The organism is Pseudophaeobacter sp. TrK17 (genome assembly GCF_042192375.1).
GTDB lineage: Bacteria > Pseudomonadota > Alphaproteobacteria > Rhodobacterales > Rhodobacteraceae > Pseudophaeobacter.
The window spans coordinates 95,557-120,919 of sequence record NZ_CP071704.1; the positions used below are offsets into that span (position 1 = coordinate 95,557).

The 25,363-nt window shown below is 54.2% G+C and carries 17 protein-coding genes and 6 pseudogenes; 9 read left to right on the top strand and 14 right to left on the bottom strand.

The annotated features are described in order from the left end of the window. Window positions 1-25 precede the first annotated feature (25 nt). Both glpD and JZI28_RS23660 read right to left on the bottom strand, forming a co-directional pair. The gene (gene glpD, locus JZI28_RS23655) at window positions 26-1,660 is read right to left on the bottom strand and encodes a glycerol-3-phosphate dehydrogenase (RefSeq protein ID WP_375700392.1); all 1,635 of its coding nucleotides are present in this window, start codon (window positions 1,658-1,660) and stop codon (window positions 26-28) included. Beyond that, window positions 1,657-2,460 (bottom strand): DeoR/GlpR family DNA-binding transcription regulator, encoded by an 804-nt coding sequence (locus JZI28_RS23660; protein WP_375700393.1) that lies wholly within the window; start codon window positions 2,458-2,460, stop codon window positions 1,657-1,659. The genes glpD and JZI28_RS23660 overlap by 4 nt, the downstream gene beginning before the upstream one ends. A gap of 143 nt (window positions 2,461-2,603) precedes the next feature. Between JZI28_RS23660 and JZI28_RS23665 the strand changes: the two genes are divergently transcribed. The 5 genes from JZI28_RS23665 to JZI28_RS23685 all read left to right on the top strand — a co-directional run bounded on the left by JZI28_RS23665 (window position 2,604) and on the right by JZI28_RS23685 (window position 7,931). Continuing rightward, on the top strand, window positions 2,604-3,671 hold the full coding sequence (locus tag JZI28_RS23665; RefSeq protein ID WP_375700394.1) for an ABC transporter substrate-binding protein: 1,068 nt from the start codon (window positions 2,604-2,606) through the stop codon (window positions 3,669-3,671). 64 nt (window positions 3,672-3,735) lie between these two features. Continuing rightward, window positions 3,736-5,244: a sugar ABC transporter ATP-binding protein gene (locus JZI28_RS23670; RefSeq protein WP_375700395.1), complete on the top strand. Its 1,509-nt coding sequence runs from the start codon at window positions 3,736-3,738 to the stop codon at window positions 5,242-5,244. After that, window positions 5,241-6,170: an ABC transporter permease gene (locus JZI28_RS23675; protein WP_375700396.1), complete on the top strand. Its 930-nt coding sequence runs from the start codon at window positions 5,241-5,243 to the stop codon at window positions 6,168-6,170. Before JZI28_RS23670 ends, JZI28_RS23675 begins: the two co-directional genes overlap by 4 nt. Window positions 6,171-6,301: 131 nt before the next feature. Next, complete coding sequence (locus JZI28_RS23680) at window positions 6,302-7,141, top strand: ABC transporter permease (RefSeq protein ID WP_375700452.1); 840 nt, start codon at window positions 6,302-6,304, stop codon at window positions 7,139-7,141. 34 nt (window positions 7,142-7,175) lie between these two features. Further along, window positions 7,176-7,931 carry an alpha/beta hydrolase gene (locus JZI28_RS23685; RefSeq protein WP_375700397.1) on the top strand — a complete coding sequence of 252 codons (756 nt, stop codon included), beginning with the start codon at window positions 7,176-7,178 and terminating at the stop codon, window positions 7,929-7,931. Window positions 7,932-8,171: 240 nt separating this feature from the next. Here the strand turns inward: JZI28_RS23685 and JZI28_RS23690 are convergent, their stop codons facing one another. The 6 genes and pseudogenes from JZI28_RS23690 to istA form a co-directional block, all read right to left on the bottom strand. Beyond that, complete coding sequence (locus tag JZI28_RS23690) at window positions 8,172-8,303, bottom strand: integrase core domain-containing protein (RefSeq protein ID WP_375700453.1); 132 nt, start codon at window positions 8,301-8,303, stop codon at window positions 8,172-8,174. A 106-nt stretch (window positions 8,304-8,409) separates the two neighbouring features. Then, complete coding sequence (locus tag JZI28_RS23695) at window positions 8,410-9,396, bottom strand: TniQ family protein (RefSeq protein ID WP_375700398.1); 987 nt, start codon at window positions 9,394-9,396, stop codon at window positions 8,410-8,412. Then, complete coding sequence (locus JZI28_RS23700; protein WP_375700399.1) at window positions 9,342-10,199, bottom strand: TniB family NTP-binding protein; 858 nt, start codon at window positions 10,197-10,199, stop codon at window positions 9,342-9,344. Before JZI28_RS23700 ends, JZI28_RS23695 begins: the two co-directional genes overlap by 55 nt. Then, window positions 10,177-11,805, bottom strand: a complete 1,629-nt coding sequence (locus JZI28_RS23705) for a Mu transposase C-terminal domain-containing protein (RefSeq protein WP_375700400.1) — start codon at window positions 11,803-11,805, stop codon at window positions 10,177-10,179. Before JZI28_RS23705 ends, JZI28_RS23700 begins: the two co-directional genes overlap by 23 nt. 170 nt (window positions 11,806-11,975) lie before the next feature. After that, window positions 11,976-12,260: pseudogene (locus tag JZI28_RS23710) on the bottom strand (IS21 family transposase); the annotation flags it as partial. Beyond that, window positions 12,255-13,544, bottom strand: a pseudogene (gene istA / locus JZI28_RS23715) (IS21 family transposase); the annotation flags it as partial. The pseudogenes JZI28_RS23710 and istA, both read right to left, overlap by 6 nt. A 119-nt stretch (window positions 13,545-13,663) precedes the next feature. Here istA and JZI28_RS23720 point away from each other — a divergent pair. Then, window positions 13,664-14,203: pseudogene (locus JZI28_RS23720) on the top strand (transposase); the annotation flags it as partial. 38 nt (window positions 14,204-14,241) lie between these two features. On the opposite strand, the pseudogene JZI28_RS23725 reads toward JZI28_RS23720, so the two are convergent. The 4 genes and pseudogenes from JZI28_RS23725 to JZI28_RS23740 all read right to left on the bottom strand — a co-directional run. Then, window positions 14,242-14,349 (bottom strand): annotated as a pseudogene (locus tag JZI28_RS23725) (IS5/IS1182 family transposase); the annotation flags it as partial. 234 nt (window positions 14,350-14,583) lie between these two features. Then, window positions 14,584-15,294 (bottom strand): SapC family protein, encoded by a 711-nt coding sequence (locus JZI28_RS23730; RefSeq protein ID WP_375700307.1) that lies wholly within the window; start codon window positions 15,292-15,294, stop codon window positions 14,584-14,586. 168 nt (window positions 15,295-15,462) lie between these two features. Next, on the bottom strand, window positions 15,463-16,071 hold the full coding sequence (locus JZI28_RS23735; RefSeq protein ID WP_375700308.1) for a peptidoglycan-binding protein: 609 nt from the start codon (window positions 16,069-16,071) through the stop codon (window positions 15,463-15,465). Between the two features lie 91 nt (window positions 16,072-16,162). Continuing rightward, window positions 16,163-21,484 (bottom strand): beta strand repeat-containing protein, encoded by a 5,322-nt coding sequence (locus JZI28_RS23740; RefSeq protein ID WP_375700401.1) that lies wholly within the window; start codon window positions 21,482-21,484, stop codon window positions 16,163-16,165. Window positions 21,485-21,652: 168 nt separating this feature from the next. Here JZI28_RS23740 and JZI28_RS23745 point away from each other — a divergent pair, with 168 nt between their 5' ends. Together JZI28_RS23745 and JZI28_RS23750 are read left to right on the top strand one after the other, a co-directional pair. Continuing rightward, window positions 21,653-22,303 carry a response regulator gene (locus JZI28_RS23745; RefSeq protein WP_375700402.1) on the top strand — a complete coding sequence of 217 codons (651 nt, stop codon included), beginning with the start codon at window positions 21,653-21,655 and terminating at the stop codon, window positions 22,301-22,303. Continuing rightward, window positions 22,300-24,153 carry a sensor histidine kinase gene (locus JZI28_RS23750; RefSeq protein WP_375700403.1) on the top strand — a complete coding sequence of 618 codons (1,854 nt, stop codon included), beginning with the start codon at window positions 22,300-22,302 and terminating at the stop codon, window positions 24,151-24,153. The genes JZI28_RS23745 and JZI28_RS23750 overlap by 4 nt, the downstream gene beginning before the upstream one ends. A gap of 214 nt (window positions 24,154-24,367) precedes the next feature. Here the strand turns inward: JZI28_RS23750 and JZI28_RS23755 are convergent. After that, window positions 24,368-24,571: pseudogene (locus tag JZI28_RS23755) on the bottom strand (transposase domain-containing protein); the annotation flags it as partial. On the opposite strand from JZI28_RS23755, the pseudogene JZI28_RS23760 reads away from it, so the two are divergent. Further along, window positions 24,570-24,767: pseudogene (locus JZI28_RS23760) on the top strand (transposase domain-containing protein); the annotation flags it as partial. The pseudogenes JZI28_RS23755 and JZI28_RS23760 overlap by 2 nt on opposite strands. Here JZI28_RS23760 and JZI28_RS23765 read toward each other — a convergent pair. Continuing rightward, a complete protein-coding gene (locus JZI28_RS23765; protein WP_375700404.1) occupies window positions 24,707-25,306 on the bottom strand; it encodes a transposase in 600 nt (199 codons plus the stop codon). The pseudogene JZI28_RS23760 and the gene JZI28_RS23765 overlap by 61 nt on opposite strands. Between the last annotated feature and the right edge of the window lie 57 nt (window positions 25,307-25,363).

Below are 25,363 nucleotides of genomic sequence, written 5' to 3' on the forward strand. Positions count from 1 at the left end.
GTCCATTTTTCTTGGTCTAGTGCGATCACGAGTTTGCTTGACGGATCTGGTTCTGCAGGGCATCGCCTGAACATAGCTGCGCGACGAAATCGGCGAGTCGCGACCTTTCAATCTTCGTCATCCGAAGGCCCAGTTTGGTCCGGCGATAGAGAATGTCGTCCGCAGACGTGGCCCATTCATCCTTAATAAGATGGCGCACTTCGGCCTCGTAGAGCCCCGCACCAAAATGCTCACCCCACCCATTCAAGCCAGTCGGCACGCCAAGAACATTGCGAACCTCGGTGCCATAGGCGCGGACGAGACGTTGGGCGGTGTAAGCGTCAAGCACTGGAAAGTCACGTTGAACCGCGTCGATCATATCGCGCACACGAGATAGCGAGAAATCACCGCCAGGCAGCGGAGCGGCATGTGTCCAAGGGGCTCCCTTGCGGCCCAACAGGGACTCAACCTGTGTCATGACAGCCTCGGCCAAGCGGCGATAGGTCGTCAGCTTGCCACCGAATATGTTGAGTAGCGGACCCATACCTTGCGACGTATCAGGGCGGACGACATAATCTCGCGTCGCCTCTCGCGCCGCCGACGCACCATCGTCATAAAGGGGGCGCACCCCAGAATAAGTCCAAACGACGTCCTCAGGCGTTACAGGTTGCCGAAAATACTGACTGGCCATATCGCATAAATATGTCAGTTCCTGATGCGTGATCTCTGGTTGCACATGAATGTCATCATGGTCCATGTCCGTTGTGCCAATCAGCGTGTAATCAGTTTCATAGGGGATCGCGAAAATGATGCGGCCGTCCGTATTCTGAAAGAAATATGTGCGATCATGATCAAACTTGCGCGGCACAACGATATGACTGCCCCGGACCAGCCGGATGTTGCGGGCATCGTTTTGGCCGAAGACAGTCTTTAGAACCTCGTCGACCCAAGGACCGGCACTGTTCACGATCAATGCGGCAGTGAAGGACTTTTGGCTGCCATCGTCGGACCGCGTTTCCACAACCCACTTGGTGCCGTCAAAACGGGCCTGCGATACAGCGGTATGACCGTTGATATCGGCGCCCTTGGCCAGAGCATCGCGTAGGTTCAGGATCACTAATCGGGCATCATCCACCCAGCAATCGGAATACTCAAACGCCTTGCGATACTTGGCTTTGAGCGGGACACCCGCCACATCCTGAGTCAGATCCACACTGCGCGTGGGCGGCAGAAGCTGGCGTTTTCCCAGCGTGTCATACAAAAAGAGTCCAAGCCGGATCAGCCACGCGGGCCGGCGCCCCCGCTGCCATGGCATTAGAACTGACAGGACGCGCGATACAGGCGTCGTGCCGTCAAACCGCATGTCTGCGTGATAAGGTAGGACAAATCGCATCGGCCAAGCGATATGCGGCATGGCGCGTAGCAGCACCTCGCGTTCCATCAGCGCCTCTCGCACGAGACGGATTTCCAGATATTCGAGATAGCGCAACCCGCCGTGAAACAGCTTGGTCGAAGCTGATGACGTGCCAGCGCCGAAGTCGCCCTTTTCACAGAGTATCACGGAATACCCACGCCCAGCCGCATCTCGGGCGATACCAGCACCATTTGCCCCTCCCCCAATGACCAGCACGTCATAGTGTGGGATCGTTTCTTCCAAAGAGAATTGAGACATAACCGTCATTCGGCGTCCTTAAGAGGCGAGAAAGTGGCATCCACTTCGGCCAGCACGAGCTCGGTATCGGAAGATTTGCACATTTCGACAAACGCAGCGCCGGGAGGTTCGTCTGTGACAACGACATCGATTTCCGTGACATCTGCGATCTGAACTGGGGCGCGGCGACCGAATTTCGATGCATCGCAGGCTAGTATACGAGTGCGGGCTTGACCCAAAATCGCCTTGGCCACTCGCACTTCGCGGTAATCAAAGTCCAACAACGTCCCGTCTTCGTCGATCCCTGAGGACCCGATCACCGCATAATCCACCCTGAATTGTTGGATCAGATCAATCGCAGATGCACCAACGATCCCGGCGTCGCTCTTGCGCACCATGCCGCCCGCGACGATCACGTCTATGCCCGAACATTCCTGCAAGATCAGCGCGACGTTCAGGTTGTTGGTGATGACCAAGAGGTTTTGATGCTGACGAAGCGCTAAAGCCACTTGTTCGACCGTAGTGCCGATGTTCATAATCAGCGACGCACCATCGGGAATCATTTTCGCAATGGTTTCCCCAATTCTTCGTTTTGCTTCGAATGAGATTTCGCGTCTAGCGTGGTAGCCAAGATTGACAGTACTCGTGGGGAACATGGCCCCGCCATGCACGCGCTGCAAGTGACTCGAATCGCATAAGTCATTCAAGTCTTTACGTATTGTCTGGGGTGTAACAGCGAAGTGTGTCGCGAGATGGTCCACATTCACGCGCCCCTCCTTCCTGGCAATGGCCAAGATATCCTGCTGTCGCGGGCTAAGATTATGCAGCATCGGCGCCTTCCTTACGTTCATTAGTCTGCGCGAACATTCGAAATTTATCAATACGAAAGGAATTGACTTTCGTATTTTCTTCGGCTTTCTTCAATCAGGTTCACGTTCGGAGGATTTGGAGAGCGTGATTTTGGAGGAATGACATGCTCAACAGAAACTTCGTTCGCAGCGCCGCCTTACTAGGCGCGCTTCTTACCGCCCAGATGGGTCAGGCTCAGGACGTGCAATTGCTCGATCCTTCCTTGCTGTCCCCACGTGGCGATCAAGTGATCGCCACAGATACGTTCAAGAAAGAAGCCCCCTGGACCATCGGTTTTTCGTGGCCGGGCGTTGGCAACACCTGGATCTTGCAGACGATTCAGGAAATTAACCACGAATCCGACATCACCGAAAACATCGGTGAATTAAAGTTTTCGGATGCAAGCTGGCAGCCAGCCAAACAGGTCGCTGATATCGAAGACCTATTGACCAGCGGCATTGATGCCCTGTTGATCCTGCCCATCAACCCGGATCTTGTGAAAACACAGATCGAAGCAGCCCGCGCCCGCGGTATTCCGGTTATCGTTTACACGCCCGAAGGCACGACGATCGACGCTGATGTCGTGTTCTATGGTGGTGGCGAGTTCTTTGGCAAAGTCGGCGGTGAATTCCTTGTCGATCGGCTGGAAGGCAAAGGCACGATCTGGGTATTCCGCGGTGTCGCAGGCAGCTCTGATGACGTGACACGTTACGATGGACTGATGCAGGCCCTTGAAGGTTCTGAAATCGAAATCGGCGCCGAGGTCTACGGCGATTGGAACTACGCGAAGTCCAAACAGATCTGTGAAAACCTTGTCGCATCCGGTCAGCCAGTAGATGGTATCTGGTTCTCGGGCGCTGAAATGACACGGGCTTGTCTGGATGTGTTCACGGAAATCGGAAAACCGCTCGTGCCGATGACTGGAGAGAATAACAACGGGTTCCTGCGGATTTGGAAAGATGCCGGGCTTGACAGTGCCGGCCCGGTTTTCACGCCGAGTATTGGTCCAGCAATGGTACGGGCTGCCGTGGCTTTGCTTGAAGGCAAGGAACTGTCGGCGGCTTACGAATCTGATCCCGATCCGATCACCAGCGCCAACTTTGACAGCCTCTATCGTGCCGACCTCTCGGATGCCTATTGGATGCCCTCAACGTTGCCCGATGACATCCTGATGGACACATTCAAACGCTAAAACGACAGCGACAGAGGGCACGGCGTGCCCTCTGTCAACGTGTGTCGAGAGGGATGATGCCTCCGTGATAGAATATCGTGATGTTACAAAAAGATTCGGTCCTTTCAATGCCCTGTCTGGGGTAAGCTTCACCGGGTGCGCGGGATCGGTTCATGCTGTGACAGGTGAAAACGGTGCGGGGAAATCCACACTCATGAAACTGCTTGCGGGCGTTCACGCCCCAAGTGCCGGTGAGATTTACATGGACGGAGTCCCGCTGCATTTCGACGGAGCGGACAAGGCGCGCGCGGCCGGGATTGCGACCGTGTTTCAAGAGTTGACCCTTCTCGAAAACCTGACGATCGCGGAAAATCTGTTTTTGGGTCGTGAACCACGCCAATATGGGATGATCAGTGGGTCGATGATGCGGCGGCAGGCGCGTGTCATACTCGACGACATTGGCATTGATCTGGACGTTGACCGGCTCTGCGGCGGCCTGACCGTCGGAGAACAGCACCTCGTCGAAGTCGCCAAGAGCGCTGTTATGAAATCCCAAGTCGTGATTTACGATGAACCGACAGCCGCGCTGGATGCCACCGGCGTGGAAAAGTTGATGGCGCTGATCGCCCGTCAAAAGGCGGAAGGTAAACTGATTTTCTACATTTCGCATCGAATGGATGAGATTTTTCAGATCTGCGACATGATTACGGTGCTGAAGGATGGCGAACACATGCGCACCTGCGCGACTGCCGAATTGACCCGCGAAACGCTTGTGTCGCTTATGGTCGGACGCGAATTAGGGGCACTTTATCCAGAACGCCCTGCCCTTCATTCGGATGCGTCGGCCATGTTGCGGGTTGATGAACTTTGGTTGCAAGGATCAAGTGCACCGGTGTCCTTTGCACTACGCCGAGGCGAAATCGCGGGCCTGGCTGGGCTAGAAGGGCAAGGCCAACGCGACTTGATCAGAACAATTGCCGGGTTTGAAGCGCCTGTATCCGGGGTGGTGCATCGTGCGGGACCAGGCGGCAGCGAAGTTGCGCTTCCCCATTCAATTGCGGGCGTGGTTCGCGCCGGAGTGGGATTTGTTCCGGAAGACCGCAAGAGCGAAGGTCTTTATCTCACCCTCTCAATTGAACGAAATATCGCGCTTGGAAACCTTCGGTCCAAGCCGCTTTGGTCCATCGCGCATCGCGACCGCACTGGGGTAACGAACCTCATGAAGGCGATGAACGTGGCGGCACGCAGTGCGGATCAGCCTGTCGGGGCCCTGTCCGGCGGGAACCAGCAGAAAGTCATGATCGGGCGTTGGATCAATTCGGGTGTCGACATCCTTTTGATCGAAGAACCGACGCGTGGTGTTGACGTTGGCGCAAAGGCCGAGATTTATCGTTTGTTGCGCAAGTTCGCGGCGGATGGAGGGGCTGTTCTGATCACCTCCAGCGAAATGACAGAGCATCTTGGGATCTGCGACCGCATCCTTGTTGTCCGCGAAGGCGCGATTGTTGCTGAGTTGGACGGGGCAACCGCAAAGGAAGAGCAAGTCGCGCGATATGCGCTGATGGGCAACACAGGAGCGAAGAAATCAGCATGAATTTATTGTTTGCCACGAATCCAAGAAGCGGTCTGGGCCTTGTATCCATCGGCCTGCCCATCGTGATGTTCCTTGTATTATCACTCGTCGCGCCCAAGTTTTTCTCCTTTGAGAATCTCGGGAATGTTAGCAACCAGATCACGGCGCTTTTGATCGTCACCTTGGGTCAGATGATTGTGGCTCTTGTGGCGGGGATCGACATTTCCGTTGGATCTGTTGTGAGCCTGACAAGCGTTATCGTCGTGTCGGTCGACCCCGAAATCGCCATTTCCATGGCTGTTCTCGCGGGGTTGGCGGTCGGTTTGGTCAACGGCTTCGGCGTGGTCGTCGCTGGCGTCCACCCATTGATTATGACTTTGGCGAGCATGACTTTTCTGCAAGGGTTTGCGCTTCTCATTCAAACCGGTGCGGGCGGCACGGTTCCCAGCTATATCCAAAGACTTTCCACTGGCACCTTTTTGGGCCTGCCGATGTCAATCGTCTGGTCGATCATCGTGGTCGCCATTGTGTCCTTTATCATCTACCGCACCCGCTTTGGCCTGCGGATGTTTGCCATCGGAGCCAATGCGCGCAACGTGGAACTCAGCGGCGTGCGCACGACTTGGCCACGCATCCTATGCTATGTTCTTTGCTCACTTAGCGGCGTTTTGGCAGGAGTGTATCTGACAGGGCGCATCGCAACAGGCGATCCGATGATGGGCCAATCATTCAGCCTCGACTCCGTTACAGCGGTCGCGTTGGGCGGCGTGCAATTGGCCGGTGGCACCGGAAGCGTCCTGGGGGCCGTTTTTGGCAGCCTCACGCTGGGTCTTATCACAAACGGGATGAACCTCTTGGGCATCTCCCCGTTCTTTCGCGGCGCATTGACCGGGCTGCTTCTCGTTGGAGCGATCAGCCTTCAACGTCGAAAGGCGATTGGCATATGACAACTCCAAGCACACACATTGATCGCGCAAACGCCCCCTCGCGAGTGAAAGTCATCGCGGCCAAATTGCCATGGTTTTACATCGCAGCTCTCGCTTTGGTTCTCATCGCAGGCTTGATCCGCCCCAACCTTATGCAGCCCTACCTGTTGCTCTTGATCCTTCGACAGGCAGCGCCTTTAGGATTGGCCGTTTTAGGGCAATCGGTCTGTATTCGCCTTTTGTCCCTCGACCTGTCTTTTGGCGGGGTTGCGATGGTCGTTGCCTTCTTGATGACAAGCGGCGCGGTTGATTTGTCAGTCGGCCCGCTGATTATTCTTTGCCTTGGGTTTGGCGTTCTTGTGGGTGCGGTAAACGCGTTTTTCATCACTAAGCTGAATGCGTCGGCGGTAATCGTGACCTTAGCAATGTCGATGGTGCTGGGCGGCATTGTGTTGGCCTTAGCGCAATATCGCTCTCCTGCTGACGCGCCCGATTTGCTGCGAAACTTTGGTCGCGCTCGCGTTGGCATGGTGCCTGTGGCTGTACTATGCTGGCTTGCAATAATGGCGGTCATGGCTGCGTTTTTGCGGTTCTCAACCTTTGGACGCTATGTCGATGTGATCGGCGCCAACCCGCGTGCCGCCATCGCTTCTGGCGTGCCTTATGTCAAAGTCATGTTTACCGGGCACATCATGTCCAGCCTTTTCGCCGTTATCAGTACGCTCTTTTTGCTCAGCTTTATCGGCGTCGGCAGCCTATCAATCGGGGCCGATCTCGCGCTGAATTCTTTGGCGGCGGTCATACTTGGCGGCGTGACGTTTGGATCAGGCAAGGGCGGCGTTCTTGGGCCGACGGTTGCGGCGTTTATGCTGATGTTCGCATTCAACTTTCTGACAAGCCTTGGGCTCGGTGAACCAGGAAAACAGATGGCTCAGGGGGCGATTATTGCAGCTGCGGCCATTGCCTATGCTGCCCGGGGCGCACGGCACTAATCACCAAACAACACTTACAGCGGAGGAAAGAGAAATGGTGGATATTCTGGAAGGTGCAGAGCCTTTTGCATTTGAGGGCAACGATATCGGCGTTCTTGTCGTTCACGGATTTACAGGTTGCCCGCAAAGCATGCGCTACTTGGGTGAAGAGCTGAACAAACGGTTCGGATTTACGGTCGTCGGCCCAAGGTTACCGGGACATGGCACAAGCGTTGACGACATGGCCACAACAGGTTGCGCCGACTGGATTGGTGAAGCCGACCGCGCGTTGAAAGAACTGGCATCACGGACAAAAAAGGTTTTCGTGACCGGCCTGTCCATGGGGGGCACGATCACACTCAACCTCGCCTGGCGCCACAAGGACATCGTTCAGGGGATTGCCCCGATTTCCGCTGCCTTTGGCGTGTTGAACGAGCCAATGGCCGAAGCGATGTTCTTGAACCCAATGCCGGACCGCTTGCCGGGTGTTGGTTCTGACGTAAAAGATCCGACCGTAACCGAACTTGCTTATACCGAGGTCCCCACATCCTGCCTTGGCGAGCTCACGAACCTCATCATGGGGACCAGCACTATGATGAAGGAAATCACCTGCCCGGCTCTGATCATTCAAAGCCGCGATGACCACGTTGTTCCAGCCCGGAATGCCGACCTGATCCTGGCCGAGATTTCGTCGGACGACAAACGTCTATTGTGGCTGAATGAATCTTATCACGTGGCGACTTTGGACAATGACAAGGACCTGATTGTTGATCAGGTTGGGACGTTCTTCCAGGCGCTCGCTGCAGCCTGACCGGCAATTAGATCGCATTGACAAATACGATACGGGCGCGGGATTGCGCCCGTATCAAAGTTGAAGCACCTTCAGCTTACGTTGGATGTCCCGTTCTTCTTTTGTCATGAAAACTTCCTCCACCCCAAATCAGGGAAATTACATTAAGTGTCCCGAGAGTCCGTACATCTCAACGGCTATCGTGGGCGAGGTTTGTTCCGCTGAGCTACTCCCCTTCGATTGGACAATATCTGGCGTAAGTTAAGCTACTCTTTGCACCCGCTGATTGGGTTGGGTTTCGTCTTTTCTCAGCCTATAGACCACGGCAGGTGGACTGGCGCCAAGGGCTGAGTGTGGGCGTTGGTGATTGTAGAAGGTCATCCATTTCCGGATGCCTGTCTTTGTGTCACTGTGCCCTAATTAATCAGATTCTGCGGATTCAGGGCATTTGGGGGCACTTTTGTACCCTTAATTACAATATATCCACAGGCTCCACGCCTCAGGATTTGACGCTACTTGAGAGCCTCCAGATTGCATCGGCGCGCGTCAGCAGCGCTTGACGATTTGCGTCCGGTCCGAGTTCGGAGATGGCCTGACGAGCTGCCTGCAGAGCTCGTTCGGATCCGCCTTGGCGGCTCGTTTCACGTGTTTCCTGCTTAGGCGCATGAACTGCTTCAGGTTGGTCCGGAAGCCGTCGATCAAGTTTCTCCGACAATCTACGGATCCGCTCGATCACCCGCCGATGCCGAGGAAAGGCGCGGCGCAATTCCCGGACCGCCCGATCGTTTCCTCGCAGGATGATGGCCGCCCCCAACAAGGGACGGGACATGCCAACACCGACTGCGGCGAGCGCCATCAACCTTTCGCGCTCGTTGGCGGAGATGACGGACGCTGAGCGGCCAAAGTCCTGCATCGATACGACATGCAGGGTCAAATCCATCCGGCGCAGCCGCCTGAGATCGTTCGTGGCGACAGCCGTTTTCAAAGCTTGCGCGCCGCGATCAGCGCGCGCAAGAAGCCGGTCTGATACGGCTTCGGTTAGCCGCTTCGTTGCGAGGGTCTGTCCACAGACCTCGCAGGTCATCGACCACGCAAAGCGCCAATGCCGAAGTACCAGATCGGGCGTTTTCTCCACGCAGGCCGAACAATACTGGAAGTCATGCGGCGACACGCATCGGGCGGATTGATGCATCTTGGCCAGAAGGGTCATGGCGGTGATCTCGTCCCGGGTCCGCTGAAGCACAGCACTAAGCCGCACCCAGTCCACCACCCGTAGGTCGCTCGCATGCTCAGGCACCCTACCCTGCCCCAAACCCAGATAGCCACAAAGCTCTGCTACCGAGCAATGATTGGCCTTCGCCAACCGACCGATCCAGCTGGTCAAGAGCTCATCGCGCACCGGCGGTGGCCGAAACGGTAGCGGTCTGACGTTCACCCGAATGCAGCAACGGGCTGGCGAGGAATGCTCCAGGCGTGCTTCGTCCATACCGGTTGCCAGGCCTGAACCGCTTCGTCCGTGATCCGCTCTTCTCCGGTCTCGATCGCATCGATAGCCAGGGACTTGATCATGATGAACACGCGCGAGGTGACGCCACCGGTCACTTTCAGGATCGTCCGAAGCGACGCCACCGTCAGACCCGAGCGTTGCTCAAGCGCCATCGCCGCGATCAATGTCTGGATTAGGCGAGAGAACTCCACATCATCTTCCCAAAGCGGCAGGTAGTGTTCGTCCAGACGTCGGGCCAGTTGGTCGTCTCCTCGAACCGCCTCCAGGGCTTCGTTCACACCGAAGACGACGAGCGAGGCACGGAGATCGTTGGCGAGGAACCGGAGCATGTTCAGGAAACGACGTTGCTCCCGGTAGCTGCCAGCAAGCAGATTGTGCACCTCGTCGATCATCAACATCCTAAGGTCCATGTCCCGAAGATGACTGAGCGCGCGCACCTCGAGCTCGGACACGGTATGCCGGCCCCACATCGGCGCCCCAATCGTCGCCAGGATGTGCTGATAGAAGCGTCTTTCGTCTGGTGCGGGCGGGGCCTGAACCAGCAGGATGGGTGTCTTCGTGACGCCCAGATCGGCATTGTACTGCGTTGGATATTTGCTCGCCATCCGCTTGGCGATCATCGTTTTTCCGATGCCAGAGCTTCCATAGACCATCAACCCCGGCATCCGGCTTTGCTGCGGCATTTCCATCAGGGATGTCAATCGGTTGAGAACGATGGTGGCACGGTCAAACGCAATCCAATGGTCGCCGCGAATACGGTCAATTCTTTCGTCTGGGGTCATTAAACTCATCAATCTCATAGGTTGGCAGATCAGGATTGCCCGTGTCGATCGCGAACATTTCGCGCGATGGATCGCGGCGCGGTTTGTGCCGGGGAAGCCGAGCACCTCTTTCGTTTTCCAAGCGGGCAGTCCGCGTCTTTTGGCGCGCCGCCTCGGCCAGCCGCCGTTGCGCGTCTATCAATTGGAATAGGACCCGCTCGTTGATCCGACCGCCATGTTTGTCCTGCCATTCTTTCCGCGCCCGCCGACTTTCCCAAAGCGATATCCGCGGGTGGCTGAGATCCCGATAGCGTGCCGGGATCACACGGCCGTCACCGGAGATGACCCAGACCTGCGACAAGTCTCGCGGATCGTATTTCACCTGCACCTTGCCCTGCCCGCGTCCGACCAACGACGCGAAGACGTCACTCCAGTAATGGACCCCGAAGAGCGTGATCCCGGTGCGCCCGAGCTGGCGCCACTCGAAGGGCAAGAAGCTCGTCCGAAAGGCTTCGACGTCAACGACCTGCCGCCCCGCAGTATCCCCGCCGAGGTCAGCCCAGGCAGCCAACGGCGTTCGGCCGAGGGCTTCGTGAACCGTATTGTGGTAGCGGCAGATTTCCAGATGAAGCCAATCCTCGAACTCGGTCAGTGTCAGGGCCGCGTGCTTCTCGCTGTCATAATCGCCCTTCTCGACGATTGAAGAATGTGTCGTCCCGGGCAGCACGTGAACGGCACCCATGGTCGTTCCGATCAACCGTTCGACATGGCCGCCATAGTGTTTGCCGCCAAGCGGACGATACTCGACGGCAATGCCCCAATCTTCGCAGGCCATTCTGAAGGAGTCGCTGTGGAATTCCTGCGCATTGTCGACGTGGATCGCCTTCGGAATGCCAGCCGTCGGCCAAACCAGCTCTTCCATTGTTCCAGGAACGTGCACCAATTTTCGGCGCACACAGTGATCGAGACACAGGGCGATCGACAAAACAGAGGGCTCATCGAAAGTGACATGTACCCCGAGAACGATCCGGCTCGCGACATCGATGGCCACCGTCAGATAGGGGCGCGCAAGCGGCAGTCGATTGACGTGATCGACCAACGTGATGTCCGAAGTTGTATGATCGATCTGAACGACTTCCAGCGGGGCTGAAACTTCAAGGCGGCCAGGACGCGCGGCAAAAACCTTGTCAGCCTCCTCTGCCCCGCGCCGTTTCCGGAAGACCACTCGCTGATCCATCGCGTCGAGACGGGCTTTGACCGTTTTCCGGGTCGGGGGCTGAAACCCCTTCGCTTCGCACTCGGCACGGATCTCGCGCCAGATGCGAAGAAAGCTCGAACGCTCACGAACCAGATAGTAGCGCTGCAGACTCTCATCGATGATGATTTCGACGTCTTGAGCGATCCGTTTCGACCCCGGTTTCGGCCCGCGACGGTCCAACTCCAACGCCGTGGCACGTGCATCGTTCTCTCTCAGACGCCGGTAGAGCGACCATGTATGGCTTTTCGCCAAGCCGAGTTCCCAAGCGGCGTCCCCTATAGCAGCGCTGATCGGCTCACCCCTCTTCTCGAGCTCCAGGATCGGCCGAAGAACCGCTGCACGATGTTTCGCAAGACGCTCGTTTACCACGCAAATCCCCCTCCCCAATAGATCGACACTTATCCATAGCTTAGACCGTACGGCAAATAAGGATACAGTATGCTAATTAACGGTACAATATGAAAATTAAGGGTACAAACCGCCATTGATTTCAGGGGGCAATTTCAGACACGATTCTGATTAATTAGGGCACAGCGACAGGAGTAGCCAACCAGGCCCTCCGCGTTACCTTTGTCATTACCCTTGCCGGGACGGCCGTAGCGATCACGGAACAGGTAATGTGACAGGAACCCGCTGAAGAGCGTCGCCCGCTTGCGCGTTCCGTCCGGCAGGATCTTCGCAACCAGGCACCTGTCGTTGTCGTAGAGAACCGAGACAGGTGCCTTGCCGAAAAAGGCAAAGGCGTGGACGTGGCCGTCGACCCAGGCCTCGGCGGTGGCCGCCGGATAGGCCCGCACGAAGCAGGCATCACTGTGCGGCAGATCAAAGCTTTCCAGGAGCCGAAGCACCTGAATGAACTCTCGGCGCCCTTGGCGGGCATGTCTCGCTTCCATTAGGCGACGCAGGGTTTGCAGCTCGTCGGGCATCTCCCAATCGACCAAAGGGGCGGCTTGGTCCAAGGCCCCGGGCTTCGTCTCCAGAAGGGCAAAGTAATGCACAGGGTCGAAGATCATTTGTTCGCGCTCGTAGCAGCGGGCGTGACGGGCGATGACCCCACCACCACAGCCGATTTCGACCACATCCACAAACGCACGGATCGTCACCTCCCGTAAGCCATAGGTGCTGGGAACCGAGTAATCATTGGATTTGTAGCGCACCAGAGATTGGGAGCTGACCCGGCCCGTTGCCTTGTGGCAGGCTTGGTAAGGCATTGCAGGGAGTGGCGACATGGCAGCCAGATCCCGCTTCAGCCGTTCCCCGATCGTCTCCCGGTGCCCATGCAAGACAGCCGACTGCCGTGTCAGACATTGTTCTTCGAGCCAGACATTGAAGCTGTCCAGATCAGGGAATTCCGGCAGCGGCACCATCAGGTTGCGCCGGGACCAGCCCACCAGACCTTCGACATTGCCTTTATCGTTCCCCTTGCCCGGGCGGCCGTAGCGATCATCAAAAAGGTAGTGTGACAACATCTCCGTGAACATCTGCGTCCGCCGACGCCGCCCTCCGGCTTCGATCTTCGCAACAAGGCAGCTGTCATTGTCATAGACCACCGAGAGCGGCACGCGCCCGAAGAACTCAAAGGCGTGAACATGCCCGTCCATCCAGGCTTCTGTTGTCGCCGCATGATAGGCCCGCACATAGCATGCATCGCTGTAGGGCAGGTCAAAGGCAAAAAAGTGGATCTTCTGTTCCACGCCCCCCAGGATGACAACGGCCTCACCGAAATCGGCCTGCCCGTGACCCGGAGGATGGGCGAGTGGAATGAACATCTCCCGCGCTTTTTGACGATGCCCCCGAACATAGTCCTTCACGGTCGTATAACCGCCGGTAAAGCCTTCTTCCTCACGGAGCCGTTCAAAGATCCGCTTCGCCGTATGGCGTTGCTTCTTCGGACGGTTCTGATCCTCCAGAAGCCATTGGTCAATTGTATCGGTGAAGGCTTCCAACTTCGGGCGCCGAACTTTCTGGCTCCGGCGGTAACCAGGGGGAGACGAATACGCGCACATCTTGTCGACCGTTCCACGGGCAAGGCCAAAATCACGGGCGATCGAACGTTTGCTGCGCCCCTCATCGAAATGCGCGCGGCGCACGGCTAAATATACTTCCACGGTGAAAATCCTCCGGCCCTCCCTGCAAAGACAGTGAGAGCAAAAGTGGACGACTTTTGCGCCGCCCGCCCCGGCAAAATACCGGCGCTACCGTGGCCTAATTTGCAACCGCCCTATACAAGGACATCCTGATCGCCGTCGTGGATGGGCTGAAGGGCTTCCCGCAGGCCATCGAAGCGGCCTTTCCCCAGACCCAGGTCCAGACCTGCATCGTTCACCTGCTGCGCCATTCCATGAGCTTTGCCAGCTACAAGGACCGCAAGGCCGTCGCCACGGCGCTAAAGACGATCTACACGGCGGTGGATGCCGACGCGGCCGAGGCCGCTCTGGCAGAGTTCGAGGAGAGCGATCTGGCTAGGCGGTATCCGGCCATCGCACCGAGCTGGCGCCGGGCCTGGAACGAGGTGATCCCGTTCCTCGACTACCCGCCCGAGGTGCGCAGGCTGATCTACACCACGAATTCCATTGAGGCATTGAATTCGAAGATCCGGCGCGCCGTCCGAACCCGCGGTCACTTCCCAAGCGATGAGGCAGCAGCGAAATTGATCTATCTGGCGCTCAATGCTACATCCACCGAATGGAAGCGTTCGGTGCGCGAATGGCACGCTGTCAGAAGTCAGCTTGCCATCATGTTCGAAGACCGCTTCCCAATGGCGTAAAAAAACGCGTCAGGCACAAAATTCGGCACAGTCTCGGGGTGGTTGGTTGGTTTGCGCCCGTTCGGCGCACGGACTGCCAGAATAAACCGTTCAAAGAACGCCCATTCCTCGTCTAACATCAGGTCTCGTGCCAAGCTGGTCTCCATCACAGATAACAGCTTGAATCACGGTCAGCACCCAATGGGAATCCCTTTTGTCAACACGGCCTAAGTCATTAAGGAATCCGATACGAAACCCAAAACTAGGCCTTTGAAAATATGACTCAGAAAAAGGCCGCATAGGGCCAACAAGAAAATTGTCCAAAAACAGGGTCAATGTCCATTTAAATTTCAGCAGAGATCAAAGGCTGATTAAGCCGCCCGCAAACTATGATTAGCATTTTAGTCGCCAGGAGATTTAGACACGGACAAGCTTTTTTGACTGTTCCAATTGTCCAAACTCTGCAGGTGCGCCATGATAACACCCATCAACCCACTGCGAACCCATGCAGCCAAAGTTACATCGTCAAGAGCCGCAAGTTTTTCGGCATCCACAACTTGAAGGTCTGTGACCGTACCAAGAAGTTTTCCACCTTCTTCAACTTTGTAGACTTTTGGAACCAAAATATCTGCGTCCTGTAATGGTTTAAGGAGCGCTTCTGTATTGATCAGTTCTTTTTGAAAATCTGTTAGGAAGGTGCGTGCTCGATCTACAGCACCACCTGTGGGAATTGACCCATCTTTAAAAAGAACCTCGCCATCCGCATTCGTGGAAATTCGGTCCTTCACAATCATGATAAGATATTCGCCCAATTCTTTCTTTTCACCCATGACAAATGGAAATCGGCGTATATGAGCGGGTATGTAGCGGGCCGACCACTGGTTTTCTTTGTCGAGATAAAGGTTACCATCTTTGCGATAGCCCATTTGAGCAACTGGCAAAAACCTACCTGATGTTGGAAAGAAGATTGGGTACTCACGACTAGCTTTAGTGATTTCACTCATAGCCAAGGGCGCGCCTAAAACATTTTTGGCAAACGCAAAGCTGTTAGAACGTTTCAATCGGTGGTCTGCATGCACTTTACTATCAAGCGCGACTACATTTTCAAACATGTGGATCTCCATTTACCAGCAGGTAGGATGAGTTATACATATCATATAAGCACTATAAGTATCAATCATACAGCGTTGAGATAAACAGTACAGTTGCGCATTTTTCAAGCAAGAAACGGTGGGAGATTCAGAGCAAGTTTCCTCTTCATCCCCCAGCTATCGTTTAATCTATTGAGTGGCCTGCTTGGCCATCAAAAACAATGTTACCATGTCTGGCAGTCCATTAACCGTTATATCGGCTTCGCCTTGCCAAGCTTCAATGCTCAGTGCTGTCTGGGGCCCAAATTTACCATCATCAGAGCCTGTTGGTAACTTACCATCTGCAATCAATATTTTCTGAACGCGACGTACAGTTTCTTCGTTTACTGAAACAGCTTGTCCATTATGGGACAATTGCACGAGTGGGCTGTTTTCAGTCAACTCTAGCGCAGAAAAACTCTCAACCATTGCAAACACCACGTTTTCAAAAAGCTGATCAGGATTATTGGCGCAAATGTTTTGGGCGAGGCTCACCATTGGAGAGTGAGACTTGACAGGGGTAATATCGTACAAGCCTTCTGCCATCCTGTTTTGAGCCGAAATAAAGCCCGATATCCATTCTGCTAATTGGGCTTTGGCTTGAGCAGCTTGCTCACCATTCAGAAGGGTCATGATCGTGTTGCAATCACGTGCGCCCCATCCGTAAACGGCAAATTCACCATCAGATGTTGCGGCCAAAGCAGGAGTAGCAATGCTTAAAGTGAGAGCTGTCGTAAGGGTTGAAAAGATGTTTCGCATGATCCCTGAGACGTCCTTATGTTTGTGTGATTTGGTTCTGCAGAACAAAAAAGGCCCCCGATAGACGGGGGCCTTTGTCTTTTGACCGTTTTTAGCGGTCTGTGCGTGTGACAGTGCTGGATGCAAAGTTACCGATAGAGCTCGCGGAGATGCTGTTGTTAGACACACCAACCGATGCGCTCACGACGCCGCCAGTCGAGAAGGAACCGATTGTGGCACCCGTCGCCAGCGACGTGATTGCACCACTGTTAGACTGTGCATTAAAGACTGCTGCGCTGGAGTCGTTTGCCGCAGTTGACAGAGATGCGAGCGTTACGCTGTTGGTTGCAACGTTACCGAAGGCTGACGCATTGATCGAATTGCCAGACACGGTTGCTGATGCTCCATTGAGAGCGAGACCCAATGTACCGAGTGTACGTGTACCAGAGGTCGTATTAACCTGGTAGTTTGTACCACTTGATGTCGCGTTGATTGCAGCCGCCTGAGACTGTTCATTGAAGACACCGAAGGAAGCATTAAGCACGCCACCAAGTACGCCAGCGGTGGAGTTCAAGCCTGCTGGGCTTACACCTCCAGTGACATTTGCACCATTCGCAACCACAGTGTTCTGCGCCACGTTACCACGCGCAAGTGCAAGAGTGCTGTTGCCCTCTACCATTGCAGTGCCAGTGTTCAAAGCTGTCGCGTCGGTTGTACCAGACAGGCTCACTGTCGTGTTCGTCGATGCTGAAGCGTCAACTGTGCCTGCAGAACCGTTGGTCTGGGAATTCATGACCAGAGCCGTTGAGTCTAGCGATGCAGTTCCGGCCCCACCGATGGTGATGCTGGAGTTGGTCGCCAGGTTGGCCGAGGCACGGGCTTCGGTCACATTGCCCGTTACACCAAGCGTGCTGCCTGATGCTGCCGCGCCGGAACCCGCTACTGTTCCATCCACTGTAGCGCTAGAGATGGTTACGGTGTTGGCTGTGTTGGTCGAGTCGATGGCGCCAGTGTTATCCTGGCTGTTTAAGACCAGATTACCGCCGCTTGCTGTTGTGAACGCGCCAGAGGAGTCAGCAGCGGCATTTGTACCAGCAGCTCCTGATACGATGTTAGCGCCAGACGTTGTCAGAGAGTTTTGCGCTTGGTTACCTGTAGCGCTGGACGCACTGACGTTGCCGGACAGCATAACGCTGCTGCCATTGATCCCAGTTGGCGTGGCACCACCGGTCACATCGACATCCACGACCACCGCGGATCCACCTGTGGCCGTGACAGCACCACTGTTGTCCTGCTCACTCAACAGCTCTGTCGCTGCATCCACGTTTGATGCATTCGCCCCAACAGACACGGCGTTCACCACAGAGTTGGCGAGAGCCGTTGCAGAAGAGACATTGCCAGCCAAGGACACTGTGGAGTTCAGAACGCCGCCACCTGAGCTCGTTGCGCCAGTATCAGATACATCAACTGCCACTCTGGACTGTGATGTCGTGGCTGCGACTGCAGCATCGTTATCCTGGGTTGATCCAAGCACATAGGCTGCAGTTGTAGTGCCACCATCAGTGAAAGATGCATCCGTGCCTGCACCCGCATCAATGCTGTTCCCATCAACTGTCAGCGTATTGCTCGCCACGTTGCTCCGAGCCAGAGCTGTGGTCTGATTACCATCAAGAGACACACTGCTGGATTGGATCGGGATGGAACCTGTGTTGCTGAGGGTGACATCGACATCTTGATTAACCGTCGACGACACTGTCGCAGCACTCGTGACAGCCTGGTTGTTCACCAGAACACCAGTGCGGTCCATGTTGGCCGTTCCAGCATCACCCAAGGTCAGTGTTTGCGTACCATTGTTGCCAGTTGCCTGTGCAATCGTGGAGTTGCTGCTGAGCGAGACGTCACTACTGATAATCTCGTTTCCACCAGTGCGTGTGACGTCTTGGTTGTAGACATCCGTCGTAGCCGAGGCTGTGACGTTTGCGGAAACCGACTGCAGAGAAGCCAATGCGTTGTTCGCGTCAGCCGTGAGAGTCGTCAGAGCAATCGTTGCATCCACCGCTCCGGTTGCTGTCGCGTTGGTCACATCCACTGTTGTGGCATTCGTCGCCACGTTCCCGTTCGCAACCGACTGGTTTACGTTGCCTTCCATCGCGAGTGAGAAAGTTGTGCCGCCAGCATTTGCAACAACATCCAGATCGGATGTTGTTGATACGGTTGCCGTCGACCGCTGAGCGCTCTCAAGTGCGGTGTCGGCGTCCGTATTGGTTGCCGTCAGGTTGACACTGTTTGTCGCCCGGTTTGCCGTCGCATAGGATTGCTGAAGGTTATCAGACACAGTTTGCGTTGAGTCTGCAACGACATCGATCTCCCCATCGCTGAGGATCGCAAATGTTGCAGCAACATCAGATGACAGGGCCGAGGCACTATCCTGCAAGCTTGCTGTCGCCAAATCGGCATTAGCGGGGGCAACATCAAAATCCGCAGCATTGATGCTGGTTGCCGTTGCCGACAAGCCGGTCACAGTTGTGGCCGTTGCAGAGGTTACGTTGGTCGCAACGTTACCCGTCACTTCGCCCACTGCCGTGTTGCCAGACACAGAAACGGTCGAGTCGGTAATACCGTCTCCGCCGGAGACCGACACAATCACACCAGCGCCGTTGACGACACCAGACGACCCAGAACCTGTAAAGCCTGCTACTGTGAAAGATTCGTCAGTATCGGCACCACCACCAGCGGTGGGGTCAATCAAAGTTAGAGAGGTAAGGATGCCAGTTATGTTGTATGTTCCAACAGGAGCAATAACCGTAGTGCTTCCAGCAGTTGCGGTCCAACCGAGGTTGTTCAGAGATGTAGCTTCCTCTGTTGTCAGGGCTTGATCGAACGTAATTGTTACAGGATTGATGGCAATTGTTACGACACCGGTACCACTATTATAGTTGATATCGGACGCGGTAGACGGAGCAGTCGCAGCATTCAAAGAAGTGAACCCCGCAACTGGATCGGACCCTGTGATGCCGATCTCTGCAGTTACAGATCCTGCAGCAGCGGTGGCCTGATAGTTTGCAACCGTGCCGGAAGCTGCAACGGTTGCAGTATTCGCATCACCCAACTGAACTGCGTTATTGGCGCTGTTCGCTGTTGCAACCGCACTCAACACGTTGTCATCAGATACAACTGTGGAGCTATCTTCAATGTCATTTCCGAAAGTCGTTCTGATGGTGTTTGATGTTGTCCCCCCAGAGTCTCTCTGGCTCGCCAAAATATCAGCTCCGGAAAGCTGTGTGGAGGCCGCAACAAAAGAACCTGTTGTCGTTTGAGCGCCAGTGGCTGCGACAATACTTGGCGCCGCCTCACTGCCCGATGTGATATTTGTTGCATCCACAACAACATTATTGCCGCTGGTCACGTTGCCACTGGCGGATGCAGACACGGTGTTTCCGGATGTGGAAACACTTGAGCGGAATACATCACTATCAAAAGCGGTGAGAATTGGAACACCGCCCGTACCAACAACACGTGCTGTCACGGTTGCATTGTCCGCAAGCGTCTGTTCGTTCGCGGCGGCAGCAATAACACCAGTGCCTGCACCAGAAGCTGTTCCAACCAGATTGTTGAACGAAAGCAAGATGCCGTTGTCAGCTGAGTTGGCCGTAGCAGACGCCGACATCCTGTTGTTATCCGTTATAACAGTGGAATCGTTCGCATCCTGCCCTGCTTGGGTCAGTATCTGATTTGCTGTCGTTTCTGCAGACACAACGGCCGTAGATGCCATCGACTGGTCATTGGTCAGTGCCTGACCTGCAGTAACCGAGTATTGGTCGGCCGCACCCGCAGCAGCACTGTTTTGTACAGTCCCAGCATTCGTTACAACACTTAGATTGTTGGTTGCACTTGTGGTTGAAAGTGAATTGGTTGCACTTGCACCCGTTGCAGCTGACGTAACCGCATTTGCGGTTGTACGCATGCTGCTATCATCAAGATTATCAGTGATATTAATAGCATTGGTGATGCTATTTGAAGTGGTTGCTGCAGTGACGGACCCATCAACTTCCTGCACGGAGCCCACGGCGCCTGCTGCACTCATCGTCGCGCCGGAGGTAAGCGACAGCGCGTTGCTGGTGGAAACACCCGTGGCACTTGCCGCCTGACGGTTGCCTGTTACTTCGAGTGTCGAGGTTGTAACAGTACCATCATCAAGACCAGCAACAACAGAACCGATGTTGTTTCCCGAGACTGTACCGGAAACAGTTACACCCGAATCAATTGTCTGTACGTTCCCGATGATGGAGTCGCCAGCTGCTGACAACTGTGTCTTACCATCTGCGGCGGTATCTGCGTCACTAATGACAGCAGCAGCACCTTCACCCGTGATGCTGCTTGCATCTAATGTGATCGATTGCGTGCTTACACTGCCTGTAGCACCTGCAGTCTGATCGTTGCCTGCAACAGAGATCGTAGTGTTGGTTACGTCTCCAGTTGCATTACCGTTTGAGTCAACACCGCTCTGGATTTCAATGGTCGAGCTTGTTGTCGTCGCAGAAATTGATGAAGTGGCAGTTGGTACGATTGTCTGCAAATTGCTGACGGCTGTTGAAGCCGTTATGCTTGCAGTTGTATCCAGGGAAGAAATGCTGCTTGTGGCCGAATTGCCAATTGTGGTTGATGCTTGATCACTGTTGGATACAGTAACTGTCGCGCCATCGAGGCCTTCAACAAGAGTTGTCGTTGCAGCCCCGCCTACGGTAGCGTCCAACGTCCGGTCACCATCGATTTCTTGCGAAGAGCTGACGATCAGATCACCAGCAACATCATTATCGGCTGCTGCCACCAACGAGGAGTCAATATCCAGGCTGGCTTGTCCAGCTGTTGCTTCCACAAGGTCAAGACCACTTGCCGCGGTGATGGTGGATGTCGCGTTGTTGCCGGTTGCTGCGGCTGTGATATCATTATTATCGGACAGGCTTGTCCCCGTCAGAGTGCGTATCCCAGTGCCTGTATTTTCAATAACAATAGAATGCGTATCAGACGATGAGAGCGCAGTAACATCGGCCTCAACTGACTGAAGCGTTCCAACAGCCGCTGTGTCTCCTGCAGTGCTTGGCGAGAACAACAATTCTGCAGCAGCTGTCGAGGAGTTCCCTGTGGCGGACGCAGTGGTCAGGTTGTTCGTCGCCGGTGCCGCTGCTGTAACGACATCAGCAATGGCGTCACTAACCGTGAGGCTGATATTCACATTGTTGTTGCTTGTTGTCGCAGAGGGCGTTGCGGTCAACTCTTGTACGTTTCCAGCTGTAAAGGTCGCTGATGTTACAATGGTTTCGCTCGCACCCATGTTGGTATCTGAGGTCGCCTGCGCCAAAGCGCCAGAGGCCCCAAAGGCAAGCAACAAGGCCGCTGTCGCCGTACTATTACGTAAATTTGATGTGAACTTCATTCTAATTTTTCCTCTGAACATACCACATCGTACTATCGGATATTTCTGCATCACTGTCTCTACCATGCACATGGTATAGCTGCTGATTACGGGTAGATTTGACGACATTTTTGGCTAGGGTATGACGCCAAATATGTTTTTTTGAGGGGCTTAGAATTGACTCATGTAATGGTCCTTGAAGACAACGAAGTGCTGCGCAACCGGCTATTTGCTATTCTAAAGCAGTCCGAAATTTGCCAAGAGGTAAAGGCAGCCGCTACCGTTGCGCGCTGTGAGGAAATACTGCGAGAAAGTCATATTGATATCCTGCTCGCAGACTTGCACCTGCCGGATGGCTCTGGCATCGACAGCATACGACTTTTCAAGCAGATCAATCCCAACGGTTTGGTGATCGTTATCTCTGCCTTGTCTGATGGAAAATCCATCATGGAGGCACTTGAATTTGGGGCGATAGGATATTTGCACAAAGACGATTCATCGCTACAGATTATAGACGCGATCAAAATGGCCATTGAAGGACAGTCGCCTATATCTTCATCTATTGCCTATGTTCTTGTGCGTCGCATTCAGGACGCAAGCTTAGCGCCGCTACCAGGGTCATCGGAACCAAGTTCAAAGCCCAATACCAACATTACAAAGCGCGAAACTGAAATTTTGGATCTGATTGCAAAGGGGCTGTCCTATGCTGAAACAGCAGGCGTACTAAACATTTCAGCCCAAACAGTCCCGGTGCATATCAGAAGTATCTACAAGAAACTGCATGCAAACAACAGATCTGAGGCCGTCTACGAAGCGCGGGCCATCGGAATAATAAAATGACAAAGAGCGCTTCAGGACTCGTCAGAAGAGTCGCATTCCTGATTTTGATTGTTCTTGCGCCCATCGCAATTTTTAACTTCCCAAAATATCTTACCCATGTTGCTGAATACGACCAGAAGGTCATGTTTTACACCAGCCTGGAAGGCGGGTCCAGAAGCGTACTTTTACCCCATTCCAGGTTCGAAAGTGATCCGCTCAGTGCATCTCCTCTCACGGGGTTTTTCACGGTCTCCCTGGGCTGGGAAGATGATAAATATCTTTATTTTCCATTTCACGTTGGGCGGCTAAAATTATGGCTAGGTAACAGTTTGATTTTTGACAGCGAAGTTAAGGATGGGTCAAAATCTGTCACGCAGCTATCATACGCACTGGTTGAGATACGCGCACCCAGCCTGATGAAACCACCAAACCAATATGGTGAAGTCAAAATTTCCTTTGAACTCACGCCTTCCCACAGAGGACTTTCTTCAATTTCGAACATTTACATAGGAAATGTAGATACGTTCAGCGTGCCAATTTTAAAAACAAGGATTTACTATGATACTTACCGAATAGGCTTGCTCGGCGCGCAGTCTGTCCTTCTTATCTTATTGATCATTTCATTTATTTTTCGAGCACTTGGCAGGGAAGCGATCGCGCCAATCCTTATTTTGACCTTTTTAGTATTTATGGGCATTGGATCTCTGTCTGGCATAATCCCAAGTCTTTTTCCTTTGAGTAAATTTGTATTATCTACATTACCTGTAATGGTTATTGCATTAAATGAGTATTTTGGCTATATTTACTCAAATAAACCGCCCCCAATATCTAGCTCCAGATTTTTCTTCCTGATTGTGATTTGTCTTTCCCCGCCCATATTGATGGTTTTTGGAATATTTGATGTTGCAACATATAACTTATTCTTTGCAGTGCCAGCACTTGTTCTTGGCCTATTCGCGTTTAGCGTTCAGGGCATATTAAGCTACATTAAATCATTGCGTATTGAGATCGGCTTTTGGGCACTGTCTTTGACAGTCATGTTCTCGGCCATTTTGCATGATTTCCTGTTCAGAATTGCTGTTTTGAACGTGGCTGGCGTAACGGCAATCTTGAGCTCTTCTCTTTTGGTTATAATACTCTCTGCGACATTCACCCAAGTCATTCTCCGTTCGAAAGAGCAATTAGCCAGCGCCAACAAGATCCTGACAGACGCGTTGGCAGACCAAAGTGAAACTCTTAAATCAGAGTTTGAGAACTCTGCGCGGCTCATCAAGGAAGCGACTGTAGCGACTGAGCAGACTAGGCTCACAAGAGAGCTTCACGATGGAGTACTTACCTATATGGGCATTATAAATGCCTTATCTGAGAAAGCTGTAGAGCCAACATTGCAGAAAATTAACCAATTGGCACGATACGCTGTAAACGAGATTCGTGTCATCCTTGAGGCAAGGCCAGCCGATCAACATTCTTTGACAATTGCCCTTGGGTCCCTTCGAGAACAAATGACTGATCCACTGCGCACTATTGGCGTCAACGTTGAATGGTCCAATCTAGCATTGTTGAATTATGGTAAGATAGATCCCAAAGTGCTGATGAATATCGTCCGTATCATTCAGGAAGCGATTCATAATGCTGTTGTACGCGCAGGTTGCACGCATCTTAGCGTGCTGGCACACAATAACGATGATGAATACAAGATAATTATTACAAACACTGGTGGACGACCCTTCTGTGAAGAACATCGACGCGGACATGGTATTGTTAATATGGTCAGTAGGGCCGCTTCTTTTGGTGGTGAGGTCACCATAAATTCAACCGAATGCGGTGCTGTGGTGACGCTGACCATCCCTCCCTCAGAGCAGCGGTTATGAAGTGCGTATTCCGGGATATTCGCCCACTCCTTTGATGCGACGCTGCGAGGCAATCCCAAGACCAGACCTGATTGGGGGCTTCAGCTAGAAGTTCAGGCTTTTGATAGACGGGAGTGCGCTGACGGCGGCGTTCGGCAACTTCGCCCTGCGCCGCCAATATCCGATACATCGCAAGCATCCGCCGAGGGCTGCAGTCAGGCTGGCTTGCTGTGTGCCATTCCCAAGGCAGAAGCTCGTGCAGGCGTGACATCAGCATGTCGGAGATGCGCGCGATGACGTCTGCGAGCCAGGCCTGCGGCTCGATATCGTTCAACTTTGCCGTGCCGATCAAGGAATACATGGCGGCGGCGCGCTGTCCGCCGCGCTCAGACCCGGCGAAGAGCCATGATTTGCGATTATGGAGACCTCTGCATAACCGAAAAAATTATCTATTCATGGGGTCCATCGGCGGCGGAAAGGCAGCCGCCATCGCGTACACTCTCGTCGAGACGGCCAAGATGAACAACGTCAATCCCGAAGCCTGGCTCACATGGGTCCTCCAGCGACTGCCAGATCACAAGATAAATCGCCTCGAAGAACTCACGCCGTGGAACTGGCTGACCGAAAAAGCCTGAAACCGCGCCTTAACCGGACGCATACAGCTCTGTTGCGAAGCCCCCTTTTTAACCGCCTCCAGCCCTTCGGTGTCTTGCGCATGCATGGTGCGTGGCCGCGCCGTGAGCTTGACATACCACAGCTTCCTGAGCTCCCGGCTCACGGTCGTTTCGTCAAGCGAGACCGCAAATTCAGCGTGAAGCCACTGCGCCAGATCGCTCAAGCGCCAACGCACAACCCCATGGATCGAAGGGGGCGGACCACTCTCCACGATTGTTACAAGCGCCTGGCGTTGGGTCTCGTTCAGTTTGGGCCGCTGGCCTGGTGCCTTACCATTAATCAGCCCATCCGCGCCCCGAGCATTGAACCGCAGGACCCAGTCGCGCACGATCTGCAGACCCACGCCCCCGATCCGCGCCGCATCGCCCCGACTGCCGCCATCGCAAATCTCGGCCAGCGCCAACAGCCTGCGGCTTTGGCTCGCGTTCTTGGTCTTCCGCGCCAGTCGCCTTAACCCTCTGCCCTCAAAATCCGCCCGTAATTCAATCGCTGTACCCATGGTCACGCCCTCCCAGACATACCATCATAGAGTCAGACTTTTGGTGTGTTGGGAATC